Raw genomic sequence first — 18,820 nt, forward strand, 5'->3', positions numbered from 1 at the left:
TCTTATGGTTATTTAGATTATTTACTCCAGCCTTTTCCATGTAAAATAGTTTTTAAATTTAGTCAGATGCAAAAGATTATGCTGATCAAATCACAACACCTTAAAAATAGAAAAGCATTATCCAAAACACTTAAACTTTCAACTTTCGGATATGTTTTTTACAGCCTGATCATCGGGCAAATGAGCTTTGCTGAAAATTTAAGCTATAGTCAAGCAGAACAATATTTACTTGAAAACTCGTATACAACTCAAGCCAGTAATGCCTTAAATCAAGCATCGAAACTTCAAGCTGAAGCGGTTAAAAATATGGGTTTGCCCCGCATAGACTTGAATGTCCGTGCTTATAAATTTCATACAGAAACTGATCTTCCTTTAAACAGTGTGAAAAACAATCTAGAACAAACCCTATCACAAGGTGTAAATGAACGTGTTGACCAATGGCAGTCAGAACAGAACATTCCTTCCACGATCACCGATCCTTTAAAACAGGGATTAACCCAAGGTATTCACAGTGGTATCGGCTTAATTCCAGACACAGCAAACGTTGTGTTAGAAGATGAAGTTGTTCGCCCGACCGTTTCCTTAATGATGCCAATTTATACTGGGGGGATTACTTCAAGCACCAAACAAATTGCCAATCTGAAGGCTGAACGTAGCCAACTAGATGCTAAACAGCAACAGGATACCCAACGTTTTGAAGTGATACAGGCTTATTTTAATGTGCAATTACAACAACAGCTTGTGGATGCCAGCCGTTTCAACCTTAAAGCAATGCAGCAACACTATGACAATGCCCTCAAACTCGAAAAACAGGGTTTTGTCAGTAAAGGACAACGCATGCAATTCGAGGTTGCACGAAATAATGCCTTGCGTACTGAACAAAATGCCGTGGCAAATTTACAAGCCAGTCAGTTTCAATTGGGGAATTTACTCAATAAATCAGGTATCGACCAACTGACCACTCCACTTTTTGTCAATCGCCAACAAAGCCAGTCACTGAAACAGTTGCTTGATTCTTATCCTGAAACTTCAAGTCTGGTTCGAAAGCTGCAGATGGATACACAATTGGCTAACCAAAATGTCAAAATCCAAAGTGCAACCAAGAAACCTACCCTATTCGCTTTTGGAGAATATAGCCTAGATCACAACCAAAACTGGATCGTAGGTGTCGCTGCCCGGTATAACCTGTTCTCAGGCGTTGATAAAAATAAAAATGTCCAAGCTGCCGAATTACAGCGCTATGCGACAGAATTGATGACTGCACGTACCCAACAAGAGATTGAGAATATTATCTACAAATCTTATAGTGAATTAAGTACCGCTCAGCAATCCAATCAGCTGTTGCAACAAAATGAACAAGCTGCCTTAGAAAATCTCCGTATTCAGCAATTGTCATTTAAAGAAGACATGGGTACAGCAAGTCAGGTGATTGATGCACAGAATCAATTAAGCGTATTAAAAACTGAAAAAGCACTCAATGCTTATAAATATGTAATGTCCTTGGCTACACTCCTACAAAGCCATGGCTCAATTTCTCAGTTCAAAGACTACGTTAATCAAACCAACACCGATTATATTCGTTGAGATGGAGCTTAAAATGACACAAGAAAATAACCATCAGAATACGCCTAATGATTCAGCATCGGATTCTAAGTTAAATACTCAAGATCAACACGACAATACCGCCAATACGCAATCTTCAGATCAACTTCCTGAACATGATGACACATCAAACCAGCAGAATAATCATGTGCCCAATTCGGTTGAGGACGCTGCCCAATCTCAGCCAAGTGATGAAAGAGCGCAAGCTGTCAAGCCTGCTACAGTCAACAATCATCCCTCCAAATCTAAAAAAGGTATTGTGATTGGTTTGATTATTTTCATTCTTTTGATCGGATTGATTGCTTTTGGATTATGGAAAAGCTATCAACCTAAAACTGTAGATGTTCAAGGGCGGGTAGAAGCAGAAACACTGCATGTGAGCACCAAAGTACCCAGTCGAATTGAAGGTATCTTTGTCAGTGATGGACAAAGAGTGCATAAGGGACAACTTCTAGTCACATTGAGCAGCCCAGAAATTGAAGCGAAGAAACAGCAGGCTCTTGCCACTCTACAATCAGCATTGGCATTACAATCTACAACTGATCGCGGCTCTCAACAAGAAAATATTGATACCCTTTACGCCAATTGGCAGAGTGTAAAGGCACAAGAACACCTTGCTAAAGCAACCTATCAACGCGGCGCTAATCTCTTTGCTCAAGGTGTAATTTCTCGTCAGCGCCGTGATGAAATGTATGCTGCGGCTCAATCGGCAACGCAGATGAGTGAAGCCGCCTATCAACAATATGCACGTGCAAAGCGCGGAAGTACTGCTGAGCAAAAATCAGGTGCGGATGCGCAAGTTGAAATTGCGAAAGCTGCTGTTGCGGAGGCAAATGCTCTAGAAGCAGAGACCAAGCTCTATTCACCTGTAAGTGGCACTGTATCTAAAACCTACGGAAAACCGTCCGAATTGGTTGCAATTGGCGTACCTGTGGTCAGTATTCTCCAAGATGACGAAAAATGGGTAAGTTTAAATGTGAGGGAAGACCAATATGCGCAGGTTTATCAAGCCAAATCACTTGAAGGATTTGTTCCAGCATTAAATAAAAATGTTGCATTTAATATTAAAAACATTGATGCGGAAGGCGAATTTGCAACCATTAAAACCACACGACAAACAGGTGGATATGATATTCGTAGTTTTAAAATTAAATTGACTCCTGCTGAAAGATTGCCAGACTTAAAGGTAGGCATGAGTGTGGTCTTTAAACTTCAAGAGCATCACTAAACATGTGGGCGAACATACAAAGAGAGCTTCGATATCTGTTCACACATAAATGGGATTTATGTTTAGTTACACTCGCCCCTTTGTTTGTCATCGTTTTATTCAGCAGCATGTTTTATGCAGGCAAAGCAGAACATTTACCAATTGCCATTATCGATCAGGATCAAAGTGAATTAAGCCGTAATATTGAGAAATACCTTAGTCTTAATCACACGCTTTCGATTTATACCGTTTCAAACGACCCAAATCAAGTTGAATACTTACTGAATCAGACCAAAATCTGGGGTTATGTACACATCCCCGCAGGCGCAGAACAAAGATTGGTACAAGCACAAGATGCACAAATCAGTATTGCGTTTAACCAGTCTTATTTCAGTATCGGAAATGGCATTTCATCTGCAATGCTACTTTCAACTGTTGAAGCCATCGGTGACTTTGCACAGCACGCTTACTATGAAAACAAAATCCCATATGCTGAGATTTCGACACCGAATGTCAAAATTTCACCATTATTTAATCCCAATCTCAGTTATGAATTCTATCTAGAACCTTTTATGATTCCTGCAATTTTGCACCTCTTGCTCTGTTGTTGCGTTGCATTTGCAGTAGGTCAAGAATTGAAATATGCAAGTGTCAAGCAATGGATACAAGGACGATCGATCTTTGCTGCATTGTTGGCTAAAAATATGGTCTATGTATTGATCTTCTGTTTCTGGACATGGTTATGGATGTTTTGGTTGGTCGAAATTCGGGGATGGTTTATTGCCGGAAGTTTATCGATGATCTTGCTAGGACAGTTCTTGCTGTATACAGCCTATGCATTAATCAGTAGCACAGTTGTTCTCGCAACCAAAAATTTATCTAAAACCTTTGGCTTTATTGCGGTCTATGGTGGTTCTTCTTTGAGTTTTGCAGGCGTCACCCTGCCTTTAAATAATGCACCTATTTTCACCCAATTTTGGGCAAATATTATTCCCTATACACCTTATGCAAAATTGCAAACGGAACAATGGGTCGTAGGTAGCCCTGTCTTTATCTCAATGATTCCACTCGCGATTCTTGCCATATACTGCCTATTTTATGCTGTAATATCGACTTTGTTGCTCAAAAAAGTTAATCAAGGAGCACAGTATGATTAATTTTTTAAAAGCACTTGCTCAACAATATATTGCCACTTTTAAGAATATTTCGAAAAATTCATCCATATTGACCACCATGGTTCTTTCAGTATTTTTTTATAGTTTCTTTTATCCTACTGCCTATAAAGCCCAGACCGCAGAAAACTTACCCATCATTATTGTAGATGAAGAGCAAAGTTTTTTAAGTCATGAGATTATTGTTCAAGTTTCGAAAAGTCCCAATGTTGCAGTTACAGAAATTACAGGTAATTTCGAACACGCCAAACAAATGCTTCAACAACAGAAAGCGGATGGCATTTTATTATTGCCTGAGAACTTGTCCAATAGCGTTGTACGGGGCGAAGAAGGTGGCATAGGTTTATATTTAAGTAGTGCTTATTTCCTTAAAACCAAACAAATTGGTTTAGGCCTGGCGACTTCAATTGAAAATACAATTGCAGAATACGCAGAAAAATTTGGCAAAATTTCGCACTTTCAACCTCCAGTTCCTGTTCATCAAATTCCACTTTTTAATACTTTATCGGGATATGGCAGTTATATTTTCCCAGCAATCGCACCTTTAATTATCCATCAAACCATAGTTTTAGGTTTATGTATGCTGCTTGCTGGTTATCGTGAACAACACTGGCGTGCCACACTGCCTGAGTTTTTAGCGATTTATTTAGCCGCTTTAACCATTGGCTGTTTGGGTTGTTATTATTTATTTGGTTTTACCTATTGGTTGAATGATTATCCACGAGGTGGAAATTTTTGGGGAATGCTCTTTGCAGTACCTATATTTATCAGCTGTGTGATTGCAATGGCGATGGTTCTAGCAAGTTATCTGGATATTTCAGAACGCGCTGGACATGTTATTGTTTTTACATCAATTCCCTTATTTCTATTATCGGGTGCTGCTTGGCCATTACAGGCAATGCCACATTGGATGCAGGCATTTGCTCATATTTTACCATCAACACAAGGCATCAATTTATTTATCCAGCTCAACCAAATGGGCGTACCCACTCATATTGTTGTTCCCAAGCTGATCTATCTTGGATTTCTGTTTGGAATTTTGATGATATGGGCTTATATCCGACTCAGCAAAATACATAAACAAATAGAATGAATATGTAAAATATAATTCATATAATTAATAAAATTTCACAATCACATCGAATAATTTAATCAAACTGAATTATTTTTAATCAATTAAACGTATTTTGAATAAAAATATTAGTATTACAGCATCAAATAGCGGCAGAATACACCATTTTCAAAATACTCTGAATGTTCAGAATCTCCCACCCTAAAGTACCCACATACTTTAGCGGGATTTTTTTTTCATTTTTTTGATAGAGTTTTCTTTTCGCCAAAATCTGAATTTTAAGGGCTCAGTATGAAGAAAATGAGAATTAGCCTAGCTTGGCAAATTGTTATTGCGCTCTTCTTAGGTATCCTTGTTGGTGCATTCCTGCACAACTCTCCTGAACTTCGTAATGACATCGTTGCAAACTTTCTACAACCATTAGGTAAGATTTTCATTAATCTGATCAAAATGATTGTAATTCCACTTGTGCTTTCCATGCTGATTTTAGGGATTGCCAATGCAGGTGACAGTAAAAGTGTCGGTAAATTAGGCTTAAAAACCATTATTTACTTTGAGATTATTACGACCGTTGCCATCATTGTGGGCTTAGTTGCTGCGAATGTATTCCAGCCAGGCGCAGGCATTGATATGTCTACACTGACAACTTCTGATATTTCTCAATATAAAGAAACGACACAGGAAGTCAGTCATGAAGCTCATGGTTTAGTAAATACCGTTCTTTCACTTATTCCACCGAATATCTTTGCTGCAATGAGCGATGGGCATATGTTGCCAATCATCTTCTTTGCAGTGATTTTTGGTATTGGTCTCGGATCATTATCAAAAGAAACCAAACAGCCTTTGATCGATGTATTAAAAGCTGTTTCTGAAACCATGTTTAAAGTAACGCATATGATCATGATGTTTGCACCATTTGGTGTTTTCGGCTTGATCGCTGCAACTGTCGCAAACTTTGGATTCAGTTCGTTACTGCCGCTTATTAAACTGGCAGTATTGGTTTATGCAGCAATTCTATTCTTTATCTTTATCGTGCTTGGTTTTGTGGCTAAATTCTGTGGTTTCAGTATTTGGACAATTATCAAAATCTTAAAAGATGAATTGATTCTTGCCTACTCAACCGCAAGCTCTGAAACCGTTTTACCACGTATGATGGAAAAAATGGAAGCTTATGGTGCGCCTAAATCAATCACCAGTTTCGTTGTACCGATTGGTTATTCATTTAACCTGGATGGCTCTACGCTTTACCAAAGTATCGCGGCAATTTTTATTGCTCAGCTTTATGGTATTGATTTGACCATCACCCAACAAATTGTTTTAGTGCTTACACTGATGATTACCTCTAAAGGGATCGCAGGTGTTCCAGGTGTGTCTTTTGTGGTTCTATTGGCAACTCTGGGCAGTGTCGGTATACCTCTAGAAGGTTTGGCATTTATTGCGGGTATCGACCGTATCTTAGATATGGCACGTACAGTATTAAATGTAATTGGTAACGCACTTGCTGTTCTTGTAATCAGTAAATGGGAAGGCAAATTCGATACCGAAAAACAAAAATCTTATAATTTTGATGCCACACATTAATTTTTTAAGATCAGAAAAACCACCTTCGGGTGGTTTTTTTATATTTGCTTGTTGATCAATATCATGGACGATCATGAGTTTGAGCTTTCCATGTCATGATTGAGTACATACTCAACAGAATATCTCATATTTTAACATGCGTAGGGATACTGCCTTGATGGTGTTGACCCCTGCTTTAAAATGATTTTAATCTGACTGTTTTTATTGACATCAATAAAATCTTGGGTGATATAACCATTTTTTGCAACACATAAATACCAGTCATAGAACTGAACGCCATGAATCATTAGACTCTCAACTTTCCATTGCGCTTGCTTTTCGAAGTTTACTGCTCCAAATTGATTGCTAAACTTTTCATCATATTGATCATCTATTTTTGCAGGATGTACTGTAGTCACTAAGACCACTTTTGCATCAACAATAGCAGCTCCCTGTTCATCGACTACATTCACAGCCAGTTGGGGTTTTTGGGTTTTATATATCGGATAACATGCGCCAATTGAAATCAATATGGGGATTAAAAATATAAATCTAAACATTCATTTACCTTGTATAACCACAGCTTAATTTTGAGTTTCCTTGTGGTGTTTCATCCAAAGTATTCTCAATATTCCAATCATCCCCTACTACCTTACGTAAATGATAAGTGATTGTGGTGGGTGTTCCTTCAAATACAAAATAAAATCCTTTGGACTGAGATTTACCCGACTGATGCTTTTGCAATGCAATTTTAATCAATCGTACGCCGAAAACCTGATGATCTACGGCTAAATCATCTTGTTCTAAATGTGCTGTTTTATAGTGTTGGTGGCCTTGTATTCCCGAGTATGTATTCCCTCCAATTGTCATGATTTGTTTTGATTTATTGAGTTTGATCTGCTTTGGTCCTTTTGCGTTAAAATCACGCAATAATGCTGTAATTTTGCTTTCTGGCTTTTGAAAAAGTTGATCACAATTTAGTGCCTTAATATCGATTAGTGATCCAATCTGGATATCCTTAGCATTCGTAAATTGAGGACCTATAAGTGCAAAAAGTACAGGAATCATTTTCAACATATTAAAATCCCATTTTTCTCATCATTTTTATAAGCTCAATAAATTTTTAGAAATTTTAGATAAATAACAAAAGCAATCATTTTTATAAAAATATCATCAAAATCAGTTTATGCAAAGCCACAATCAAGTGGCTTTGTGAGTGAATGCGAATAAAGCCATTACTTAAGCAATAAAATAAGCACTCAGAATAATGACGATTTGTAGAACTAAAACTGCACTAAACCACTTCCATCCTTTTTGACGAAGGATAACCTTTTCTGCTGTTGAGTAGTTCACTGTTCTTATCATTTTGTCACCTCATTTTTGCTATACGATGGCACACCTTTGGGATAAAACATTGGTCTTTTAATAGACAATTTATAACAAGCAAGAAATAAACCAACCCTAGAAATGTAACAATTTCCCAAGTCAGACATTTATATTGATTCGATACCTTCTGATAGAACTTTCTATGTTAGTGCAGAAATCAGTCAAACATTTTTGTGTTGAATCTATTCAATAGGGGGAAAACAATAGTCATCCGATTCGAAAAAAACTGATCTTTTTTGCTCTGTGAATTCAACTTGAACATAATGATCATCTCCATATCAAGTCACAAGTTTTAAACGTTGATCACAATCAAAGTCTGATGAATCATGGCTGTGTCTAAATCGCACTGAACCGTATGTTCAATACTGAAATAATGCTTTGGGTATTTACAATAACTTTAATGAACTTTTCCAAGCATTGATCTTTTAGATCACCACGTTGACTCAATTAATTAAAAGCAAAACTTGAAGGATTTAAATGTTGAATATCTATGTATATCCCTTATACCTACCTCAAAACTTTTAATAATAATGATGCTAGTGATTGCTAAACTGATCCAAAATAACTCCCCCCCCATCCAATCATCTTTTTTTTCATTTTAGTAGGTATTCAACATTTTCAACCATCATAAATAAAAAAAGCCCCTTACGGGGCTTTTACAATTCATTGGTCTAGCTCTAATTAACCAATAAACTTACGCGCATTACGGAACATACGTAACCATGCACCATCTTCCGTCCACTCTTCAGGCTTCCAAGAGTGCTGAATTGCACGGAAATTACGTTCAGGATGCGGCATCATAATCGTTGCACGACCATCTTTTGAGGTGACGCCAGAAATCGCCTCAGGAGAACCATTCGGATTGAGTGGATACTGTTGAGTCGCGTTACCCAAGCTATCGACATAACGTAAAATCACTTGATTACCTGCATTTAACGCAGCAAAGTTTTCCGCAGAAGTTTCTGCACGACCTTCACCATGCGCGACAGCGATTGGTAAAATTGAACCTTCCATACCTTCTAAAAGAATAGATGGAGATTTTTCAACTTTTACATTCACCACCCGTGCTTCAAATACTTCTGAAGTATTACGACGGAAACGTGGCCAATTGTCTGCACCTGGGATCAGTGGCGCAAGCTGTGCCAACATTTGGCAACCATTACAAATACCCACGGAGAAGGTATTGTCACGGTTAAAGAATTTTTCAAATTGATCACGTAGCTTAGCATTGAACAATACAGATTTAGCCCATCCGCCACCTGCACCTAAAACGTCACCATAAGAGAATCCACCACAAGCAACCAAGCCTTCGAAGTCATCTAAATCAACACGACCGGAAAGTAAATCACTCATGTGGACATCAACAGTATTGAAGCCAACTTTATCAAAGGCAGCGGCCATTTCCACATGTCCATTGACACCCTGTTCACGCAAAATCATCATGTTTGGACGACGTTCGTTAATATAAGGCGCTTCAACAGGTTCATTTAAATCAAATGTTGGTAAAGCAATCAAACCTTTATGTTCACGGTCACCAATCAACGCAAACTCAGAGTCAGCAGTTTCGACATTATCACGCAAACGTTGAATTTGATGAGAAACTTCAGTCCAAGCCTGTTGTAACTCAGCACGATCAAGCAGCAAACCATTGACAGCAAGTTGATCAGAACTGTTTACTGTACCCACAACACTGATCGCATCTTTTAAGCTGGATGCTGCAACCTCATCAACTAAGCTTTCCCAATCTGCTTGTGCAATTTGCAATACTGCACCGATTTCTTCTGCAAATAAGCTTTCATTCGTTTGGTTTTCAAGTGCCACACCTAAGCGTGACGCAAACATCATTTCTGCAACAGTTGCCAAAAGACCGCCATCACCAATGTCATGATAAGCCTTGATCAAACCACGATTATTCCAATCTTGCACTAAAGTAAAGAAAGCTTTGAAATCATCAAAACTATCGACATCTGGTGTTACTGAACCAATTGCTTTATACACCTGAGCAAGAATAGAACCCCCCAAACGGAACTGACCTTTAGATAAATCAATACGTACTAAAACTGAATCTTCATTTTTCAATTCAGGCGTCAATGTTTTACGTACATCTAAAACCGGTGCAAATGCAGTGATCACCCCCGACATTGGTGAAGTAACAGATTTATCTTCGCCTTGGTCATTCCATGTAGTACGCATAGACAGTGAGTCTTTACCGACAGGGATCGCAATACCCAAGGCAGGACACATTTCCATACCAATGGCTTTTACACCTTCGAATAATGCCTGATCTTCACCTTTTTGACCTGCCGCCGCCATCCAGTTTGCTGATAACTTAATATCACTGATTTGCTCAATATTGGCGCACATGATATTGCTGATCGCTTCAGCAACTGCTAAACGTGCAGAAGCGGCAGGATTCAGCAATGCCACTGGCGGACGTTCCCCCATTGCCATTGCTTCGCCTGTATAACCCTGCAAACTGGTCGTTGTTACTGCTGCATCAGCAACAGGTACTTGCCAACGCCCCACCATTTGATCACGCGCAACCATACCTGTAATCGAGCGGTCACCAATCGTAATCAGGAATGATTTAGAAGCAACCGTTGGATTTTTCAATACACGGAAAATTGCATCTTTCAGATCAACTTGGGCAGCATCAAATGCATTACCTGTACGTTCAATCGTTTCATATGAGCGACTCATACGCGGTGTACCACCAAGCATGACTTGCATTGGCATATCCACAGCTTTGTTGTCAAACAATGGATCATTTACAGTCAATTGACGTGCTTCTGTCGCCTCACCCAATACTGCAAATGGGCAACGTTCACGCGCACAGATAGATTCAAACAATTCCAATGATTCTGGTTTGATGGCCAACACATAACGTTCTTGTGCTTCATTTGACCAGATTTCCATTGGCGACATGCCAGGTTCTAGTGATGGAATCTTGCGAAGATCGAGAATTGCACCCAACTCATGGTCGTTAACCAATTCAGGCATTGCATTGGAAATACCGCCCGCGCCAACGTCATGTACAGATACGATTGGGTTGAAATCTTCCATTCTCCAACACGCATCAATCACTTCTTGACAGCGGCGTTCCATTTCTGGGTTTTCACGTTGCACCGAAGCAAAGTCTAGGTTTTCGCCCAATTTACCACTGTCTACAGAAGATGCTGCACCACCGCCTAAGCCGATCAGCATCGCAGGACCACCCAAGACAATCAGTAGATCGCCGGGTTGAATCGCATCTTTTTCAACGTGATCTGGACGGATGTTACCGTAACCGCCTGCAATCATGATCGGTTTATGGAAACCTTTTACTTCACCATTTACATTTTGTTCAAACGTACGGAAGTAACCATTAAGTGCAGGACGGCCAAATTCATTATTGAATGCTGCACCGCCCAATGGACCTTCAATCATGATTTGAAGTGGTGAAGCCATACGTGATGGTTTACCGTAATTCTCTTCCCAAGGTTGTTCAAAACCCGGAATATTCAGGTTGGACACCGTAAAGCCTGTTAATCCCGCTTTTGGTTTACCACCACGACCAGTTGCACCTTCATCACGAATTTCACCACCTGAACCTGTTGCCGCGCCAGCAAATGGTGCGATTGCAGTTGGATGGTTATGGGTTTCCACTTTCATTAAGATGTGGGCAGCTTGGCTCTTATATTTATAAACATAATGCCCAGTTGCTTCATCTTTTTTAGGATAAAAACGTTGCGTATCAAAACCAACAATCACCGATGCATTATCTTTATAAGCTGATAATACGTCTGTCGGAGATTCTTTATAGGTATTTTTAATCATTTGGAACAATGATAATGGTTGTTTTTCACCATCAATGGTCCATTCAGAACCAAAAATTTTGTGACGACAGTGTTCTGAGTTTGCTTGAGCAAACATCATCAACTCGATGTCGTGAGGGTTACGACCCAATTTATTAAATGCTGCTGTTAAATAATCAATTTCTTCATCTGATAATGCAAAACCGAATTCAGAATTGGCTTTAACAAGTGCGTCTTTACCTTGACCTAAGATATCAATTGAATTTAACGGCTTAGGTGCAGTTTCTGAAAACAATGCGGATGCATCATCAATTTTATTGAAAACGCTTTCTGTCATGCGGTCATGTAAAACTTGCTTCACTTCTTCGGATACTTCAGAAATACCCTTTAAAGTAAACAAAACACCGCGTTCTAAGCGGTGTACAGGCGTATTACAGTTGGCAAAAATATCGGTTGCCTTAGACGACCACGGCGAAATTGTACCGACACGTGGCGTGACTAAAATCTGTACTTCATCACTGGTTGCCTGATGTAATTCAAACGATGCACCATCGTTTAAAAGCTGTAAAGCAGATTGCTGTTGTTGCTCGTTGAGCGCTTGGTCGAAAAGGTAAACCCATTGGCTTTCTATTGATTGAACAGAACTGATTGACGCAAGGCGTGTTAATAGTTGTGTTTGCTTAAAAGAAGAGTGTGCAGGTGCACCGGCAACGATAAACATGCTGTTTTTGGCTCCACGGGCAGGCTTTGGCAACCTACCTCAATGTGACTTGAAGAGAGCGCATATTCTACTGTGAAAGCAAGATTTCAGCTAGTCATATCCAACTTAAAAAATACTGAAATCTTGCTTTTAAACATTCGATTTACTTTGACTTTCACCTTTAAACATGATTCGTAACAATTGAATTATTGAGCACGATAAGTAGACTCGCCTGTTTTCGGATCTTCTTTTGCGATGATTCCACTTTTTTGATAAAAAACTTTTCCACATGAAATATCTGGTTCGATTTCCCCATCAATGGCATAGGACAGTTCAATATTTACATGTCTTAAATCGGGATTTTTAGGTACAGAATCTATAAAAAATACATCTAAACTTTCCATGTTATAGCACACATAGATTTTTTCAGGATGTGAGTTTTTATTCAGATCAATTGTATAAAGGTGGTCTGCTGTTTCTGTCATCCTGTCTAATTTGAGGGCAACCGTATTCACTAGATCGCCATTATGATCTATCGCATGAGCATATTTCGCTCTTTCATCTTGATAGCCTTCATTGCAGTTTTTTATTGGCTGTCCAATTTTTACTTTGCTTGGCGTAAGATCCTCGGCAGTAAATTTAGATTTTCCATTCAACATACTGCTCGGTATGATACTCCAATAGACTTTTCCTTGTGCATCTGGGTCATCTGTCCAAATACAATTATTGGCAAGATGACCATCTGAGGTTTCCTGAAACGCAAAAGTTGCTAAAGCTTGATCTAGTGGTTCAGGCTTCGCAGGAATACTTTCTTCAATTTCAAATTTACTCACTTCCGTATTTTTCTGAGTTTCGATTTGTTTATTTTGGCTGCTTAAGTTTTTATCGGCTTGGTTACATCCTGATAAAAAAATTATAAATAACAATATAAATTTATTATTCACTGAATACCCTTCATTATTTTGCGTTACTCTGACAGCATACGTTGCATAGTCAGCGAATCATAGCGATATATCCCTAAGTTTGGATCAAATTCCACTCTGTTTATCTGGTTTTCATCTTCCAATTTATCTTTATATTGAATCTGTATTGGATAATATGGCTGATCTTTTACAGGTATAAAAGAAAGTTTTGAATCAAACTTGTGCGCTTTAGGTCTATAAGACATTTCGGTTGTGTCTTCACACGCATTTGAGACTAAATAGCTTCGTAGAAACTCATCCTTTTTCAAACTTAAGATGTACCAATCGGTAATAGTCCCATTTTTAGTTGATTTAATAAATAGAAAGCCAAAGTTCTTATAGTTGTTTAAATTTAGGTGGTTTACCATCAACGGATATCTAGGTCATTCTGATTTCATCCTGTTGTATTTCTCATATGAAAATAAATCAACAATATGACAACTTATGTCGCACGACTCTAGTACATGCTCAATAAATTTGGCATCATACCCTTAACGAAAAAATGATAAATGATAAATGACTCAAATGCGTTGGTTAGAACTTCTCTCAACTGTTCGTTTAGGAAGTAAGAAGCAAAGTACAGAACAGGCACGAAGCCCTTTTCATAAAGATTATGACCGCATCATATTTTCACAAAGTTTTAGACAACTGAATCGAAAAACGCAAGTTCATCCCCTGACTCAACATGACGGTATCCATACACGACTGACTCACTCGCTTGAAGTCTCATGTATAGGTCGTTCATTGGGTATGCTTGCAGCCGAAAAAATTCAAAAAGAACTTCCCGTCTGGATTTCTCCTGCCGATGTGGGTGCAATCATACAAGCAGCATGTTTAGCACATGATATTGGCAATCCACCTTTTGGACATGCGGGTGAATATGCCATTCGTGAATGGTTTGATGATGCCGCGCATACCGATTTTTTACAGGACTTGAGCACTGAGCAACAAGCAGATGTCCGTCAGTTTGAAGGCAATGCACAAGGTCTACGTTTATTGACTAAAATTGACTACCATCCTCATGATGGGGGAATGCGCCTAACTTACGCAACGTTAGGAGCTTACCTGAAGTATCCCTGGCTATCCCAAACCATAGAATCTCAAGGTGATACGCCTGCAAGCAAGCGTGCAAAATTCGGCTGTTATCAAGCTGAGAAAGAGATCCTCAAACAAATTGCTGATCAACTTGGCTTGCTTCAATTGGGTGAATATCGTTGGTGCCGCCATCCTTTGACCTATTTATTAGAAGCAGCAGATGATATCTGCTATGCCTTAATTGATTTAGAGGATGGGATTATTCTCAACATGCTTGCTTATGAAGAGGTTGAACCTATTTTCCTTGATTTATTGGGGGATTTTGGTGTACCGGCTGAATTGAACATGCCCTATACCACTTGGCAACAAAAAATTGCTGCATTACGGGGTCGTGTAATGAAGCGTTTGGTTGAAGAAGTAACGACTGCTTTTGCAAAGCAACATTTTCAAATTCTATCAGGACAGCTCAAAGGCTCGCTATTGCAATACTGTTCTGAAGATATTGAACTGGGGATAGATCGCGCCAAAAATCTTGCCCGTGAAAAGATCTTTGAACATCCACAGAAGTCAGGATTGGAAATTATTGCGCATCAAAGTTTACAGCATATCTTAGATGCGTTTATCCCATTAACCACCCCACATAAAACCCTAAGTTTTAAAGATGGGCGTTTGATGTCGATATTAGAACGTTTTGGTGCTCGCTTTAGTGACGATCATTATGACAATATTATGCAGGTTCTCGATATCGTCAGTAAGTTCTCAGATCACCAAGCCTATAACTTGGCGCAAGAACTTCAAGGTAATAAGGTTGGGTTTTTCTGATGACATCACGCTATGTAGATGATGGAGTTTATAAATATCAGTTTATTTTTGCCGATCAATGGGTGCATTGTCCTGACTGCCAAGCCCCTGGAATAATTCGTTATCAAAAGTTAGATAAAACAACACTCAGTTGTGATTGCACTTCACACTTTGTATTTACATGTAATCAATGCAATCGCCATTTAGATAGTCATGCCAGCCAGTACAATAAAGAATTTAATGGTCATTACTATGTTTATGTCACCGAGCGCTGTCATTTCTGTGGCGGAACTCAACTGAGTGTAAACCACAGGATACGTCATCTTAAAAATCCGGTGGCGCATGTTGAAGCAACTTGCCCTGTGTGTAATAAGACCTCACAACTCAGCGTAAAATCACAAGATATTGACTATGCCAATGCAAATCGACTGGAGCATACACAATTTGGACTTAAACTGTATTTAACCGCTCATACCCGACTTGGCAATCTGTACATACATAATCCTGAGCATTTACAGGTACTCAAGTCCTATGTCCAAGCGGAGCTACGTGAAAGAACACAAAGCACAGGAAATTCCAGTTATTTTTCCCGCCTGCCTGCTTGGATAAAATCTGCGCGAAATCGTAAAGAAATTCTCAAAGCAATTTTGCGTTTAGAGCAAATGGCATCTACTATTCAACCATGAACAAAATAAGTGAACCCATGCAATGATCGGATGTCTTATCGGTGAAGTCCTAGCCCTAGAAGCCCCTACTGTACTTTTGAATGTTAATGGTGTGGGCTATGAAATCGACACCCCGCTTTCCACATTTTGCCAACTGCAGAAAGGACAACAAGTCACTTTATGGACGCATCTAGCTGTACGTGAAGATGCTCAATTGTTATATGGTTTTTCAAATGCGCAAGAAAAAACCATTTTCCGTACCTTACTCAAAGTAAATGGCGTTGGACCTAAAATGGCTTTAGGTATTTTGTCTACCCTCAGCGTAGAAATGCTAGTGCATACTGTTGAAAATGGTGATGTCAAAACATTGGTCAAAGTCCCAGGTGTAGGAACCAAAACAGCGGAACGCTTGATGATTGAACTGAGAGATCGCTTTAAAGCATTTTCTACGGGTACAACAGCAAGTAATTCAGCTTCAACTCAAATACAATTTACGGGTAATTCTGCTGTTGCTGAAGCTGAAGCTGCATTACAATCTTTAGGCTATAAACCTTTAGAAGCGCAAAAACTGATTAATAACGTGAAAGCAGACTACACTGAAGCAAGCGATATTATCCGTGCCGCACTCAAATCCATGAATAAATAAGACAGATCAAAATACTCATGCAAGACCGTTTAATCAGTGGGACTGAAAAACCTGAAGATCATTTTGATCGCGCCATACGCCCAACATCATTGGATGACTATATCGGACAACCCGTTGTCCGTGAGCAGATGGAAATCTTTATTGGTGCAGCACGTGGCCGTGGTGAAGCATTAGATCATACTTTGATTTTTGGTCCACCTGGTCTAGGTAAAACCACTTTGGCCAATATCATCGCACGTGAAATGGGGGGAAACCTCAAGTCTACATCTGGTCCTGTTTTAGAGCGTGCAGGTGATTTGGCAGCCATGCTGACCAATCTCGAAGAAGGTGATGTACTGTTTATTGATGAAATTCACCGTCTTTCCCCTGTGATTGAAGAAATTCTTTATCCAGCCATGGAAGACTATCAACTTGATATTATGATCGGTGAGGGTCCTGCTGCACGTTCGATTAAGCTGGATTTACCTCCATTTACCTTGGTTGCTGCAACAACTCGAGCAGGTTTACTTACCTCTCCATTACGTGATCGTTTTGGTATTGTGCAACGTCTTGAATTCTATTCAGTTGAAGATTTAACCCACATTGTCGCTCGTTCAGCACATTTGATGGATGTACCGATGACTTCAGAGGGAGCCATTGAAGTCGCACGTCGTTCTCGTGGTACACCACGTATCGCCAACCGTTTATTGCGGCGTGTGCGAGATTATGCACAAGTCAAGGGAACAGGCGAAGTAACTCAGGAAATGGCGCAACGTGCCTTGGATATGCTGAATGTCGATAAAGATGGACTGGACACACTAGATCGTCGCTATTTGTCGATGCTACTTGAGCGCTTTGATGGTGGCCCAGCAGGTGTTGAAGCTTTGGCCGCAGCAATGGCTGAAGATTCTGGTACTTTAGAAGATGTCATTGAACCTTATTTAATCCAGCAAGGTTATGCCATGCGTACAGCACGTGGACGTATTGCGACCAATCAAGCTTATTTACAATTTGGTATGGCTCCTCCCGAACCCAAGTAAGTCATATCGGGAATATTAAATATTCCCGAGCCTTTTCGCCATTCATAAATAAAACAAAAACCTCTTCTGATCAATTAAAAAATATTTGAAAAATCAAAATCTTTACCACCAAATATCAAAACCTGTCAGGATTAAGCTTTGATATAAACTCATCCTTAAAATTTAAAGGTCGTACTTAATTGAACACGACGACCTTCTTGGATATTTCTATATCGGTTATAATAAAGAGAACCTACATTTTGATAATCAACAAAGTTTTTATCAAAAACATGATATAAGCCAACACCAATATCAACTTTATCATTTATATTAAAATTAGATCCCACATGCATCAAAGCGTAGGCTTTATCGTCACCCAAGGTATCATATACCCCTTTTTCAGTCGCTATTAAATTTGCATAAGTGGACCTATAGCGTGCACGCTCACTTCGATACTCGCCTCTCGCCCACAATTGAATTCTATCGTCGGCTTGCCATTTTGTTGTAATACCTAAAAGTGCTATCGAAACAGGACAACAAACCAACTTTCTCATACATAAATCCCCATTGATAAACCAGATAAAATTCAAAACATGTAGATACAAATAATAATTATTCTTATTTGTGCAAAAAAAACAAAACGCACAATAAATAGTAAAAAATATTACACACAAAATTAAATATGACTAAAAAGTAATTTTCAGAATCAATAACAAGAAATCTTCTATTCAAAGATATCACTCTAAATAATTGTTAAAATTAATCTTTTATAGATTTCTATTTTCTACAGTACGCCTATCAATCATTGTAATCATGCAAATTGAGAAACTCCCTGATGTAAAGCTTTAGTCCATTCTTGTTAGTTCTTCGAGCATGGAAAAATTTTTTTTTAAAACGAGAGAGGTTTTTTGAACATTAAAACGTATAAAAAGTTGAATCAAATCCTATGCGGTTGCTTTTATTTCGCCATGCAAAAAATATGGCTGTACGCTTTGGATTAATGAGTTTTACTTATCATACGTTTAAAAGTTTAAATTTATAAATTGCTCAATTCAATGTTAATAATCTTATAGAAACAGCATGAATGTTTTATCTCACGATAAAACAGCGAATCAAACAAGTAGGCTTACAAGGAGTGTAAGTTTTAAAAGTCAAACTTTATGGATCAATAGCTCAAAAATCAATTTTATACAAATACTTAAAACAGGCTGATGCAGACC

General features: G+C 38.8%; 13 protein-coding genes and 2 pseudogenes. 9 read left to right on the top strand and 6 right to left on the bottom strand.

All coding sequences use genetic code 11. From position 1 onward, the window contains the following. The first annotated feature begins 78 nt into the window (after positions 1-78). The 5 genes and pseudogenes from OSH00_RS12190 (at position 79) to gltP (ending at position 6,634) form a co-directional block, all read left to right on the top strand. Positions 79-1,584 (top strand): TolC family protein, encoded by a 1,506-nt coding sequence (locus OSH00_RS12190; RefSeq protein WP_266130628.1) that lies wholly within the window; start codon positions 79-81, stop codon positions 1,582-1,584. 298 nt (positions 1,585-1,882) lie between these two features. Then, a pseudogene (locus tag OSH00_RS12195) lies at positions 1,883-2,830 on the top strand (HlyD family secretion protein); the annotation flags it as partial. Between the two features lie 2 nt (positions 2,831-2,832). Continuing rightward, the gene (locus OSH00_RS12200; RefSeq protein WP_266130630.1) at positions 2,833-3,966 is read left to right on the top strand and encodes an ABC transporter permease; all 1,134 of its coding nucleotides are present in this window, start codon (positions 2,833-2,835) and stop codon (positions 3,964-3,966) included. Continuing rightward, positions 3,959-5,074 (top strand): ABC transporter permease, encoded by a 1,116-nt coding sequence (locus tag OSH00_RS12205; RefSeq protein ID WP_266130631.1) that lies wholly within the window; start codon positions 3,959-3,961, stop codon positions 5,072-5,074. Before OSH00_RS12200 ends, OSH00_RS12205 begins: the two co-directional genes overlap by 8 nt. Positions 5,075-5,344: 270 nt before the next feature. Beyond that, positions 5,345-6,634 carry a glutamate/aspartate:proton symporter GltP gene (gene gltP, locus OSH00_RS12210; RefSeq protein ID WP_058967429.1) on the top strand — a complete coding sequence of 430 codons (1,290 nt, stop codon included), beginning with the start codon at positions 5,345-5,347 and terminating at the stop codon, positions 6,632-6,634. 131 nt (positions 6,635-6,765) lie between these two features. On the opposite strand, the gene OSH00_RS12215 is transcribed toward gltP, so the two are convergent. The 5 genes from OSH00_RS12215 to OSH00_RS12235 all read right to left on the bottom strand — a co-directional run bounded on the left by OSH00_RS12215 (position 6,766) and on the right by OSH00_RS12235 (position 13,437). After that, positions 6,766-7,173 carry a hypothetical protein gene (locus OSH00_RS12215; RefSeq protein WP_266130632.1) on the bottom strand — a complete coding sequence of 136 codons (408 nt, stop codon included), beginning with the start codon at positions 7,171-7,173 and terminating at the stop codon, positions 6,766-6,768. Between the two features lie 4 nt (positions 7,174-7,177). Continuing rightward, positions 7,178-7,690, bottom strand: a complete 513-nt coding sequence (locus OSH00_RS12220) for a hypothetical protein (protein WP_266130633.1) — start codon at positions 7,688-7,690, stop codon at positions 7,178-7,180. A gap of 162 nt (positions 7,691-7,852) precedes the next feature. After that, positions 7,853-7,978, bottom strand: a complete 126-nt coding sequence (locus tag OSH00_RS12225) for a KGW motif small protein (RefSeq protein ID WP_266130634.1) — start codon at positions 7,976-7,978, stop codon at positions 7,853-7,855. Between the two features lie 702 nt (positions 7,979-8,680). Further along, positions 8,681-12,514, bottom strand: a complete 3,834-nt coding sequence (purL, locus tag OSH00_RS12230; RefSeq protein ID WP_266130786.1) for a phosphoribosylformylglycinamidine synthase — start codon at positions 12,512-12,514, stop codon at positions 8,681-8,683. 185 nt (positions 12,515-12,699) lie between these two features. Continuing rightward, positions 12,700-13,437: a hypothetical protein gene (locus OSH00_RS12235; RefSeq protein ID WP_266130635.1), complete on the bottom strand. Its 738-nt coding sequence runs from the start codon at positions 13,435-13,437 to the stop codon at positions 12,700-12,702. Between the two features lie 534 nt (positions 13,438-13,971). Here OSH00_RS12235 and OSH00_RS12240 point away from each other — a divergent pair. The 4 genes from OSH00_RS12240 to ruvB are packed head-to-tail and all read left to right on the top strand — an operon-like array spanning position 13,972 to position 17,621. Continuing rightward, entirely contained in the window at positions 13,972-15,312 is a 1,341-nt protein-coding gene (locus OSH00_RS12240) for a deoxyguanosinetriphosphate triphosphohydrolase (protein ID WP_266130636.1), read from the top strand. Beyond that, positions 15,312-15,977 (top strand): hypothetical protein, encoded by a 666-nt coding sequence (locus OSH00_RS12245; protein WP_266130637.1) that lies wholly within the window; start codon positions 15,312-15,314, stop codon positions 15,975-15,977. Before OSH00_RS12240 ends, OSH00_RS12245 begins: the two co-directional genes overlap by 1 nt. Before the next feature lie 22 nt (positions 15,978-15,999). Continuing rightward, positions 16,000-16,602 carry a Holliday junction branch migration protein RuvA gene (ruvA, locus tag OSH00_RS12250; RefSeq protein ID WP_266130638.1) on the top strand — a complete coding sequence of 201 codons (603 nt, stop codon included), beginning with the start codon at positions 16,000-16,002 and terminating at the stop codon, positions 16,600-16,602. Between the two features lie 17 nt (positions 16,603-16,619). Then, the gene (gene ruvB, locus OSH00_RS12255; protein WP_266130639.1) at positions 16,620-17,621 is read left to right on the top strand and encodes a Holliday junction branch migration DNA helicase RuvB; all 1,002 of its coding nucleotides are present in this window, start codon (positions 16,620-16,622) and stop codon (positions 17,619-17,621) included. A gap of 155 nt (positions 17,622-17,776) precedes the next feature. Here the strand turns inward: ruvB and OSH00_RS12260 are convergent. Then, a pseudogene (locus tag OSH00_RS12260) lies at positions 17,777-18,100 on the bottom strand (TonB-dependent receptor domain-containing protein); the annotation flags it as partial. Between the last annotated feature and the right edge of the window lie 720 nt (positions 18,101-18,820).

The organism is Acinetobacter nematophilus (assembly GCF_026344175.1).
Classification (GTDB): Bacteria; Pseudomonadota; Gammaproteobacteria; order Pseudomonadales; family Moraxellaceae; genus Acinetobacter; species Acinetobacter nematophilus.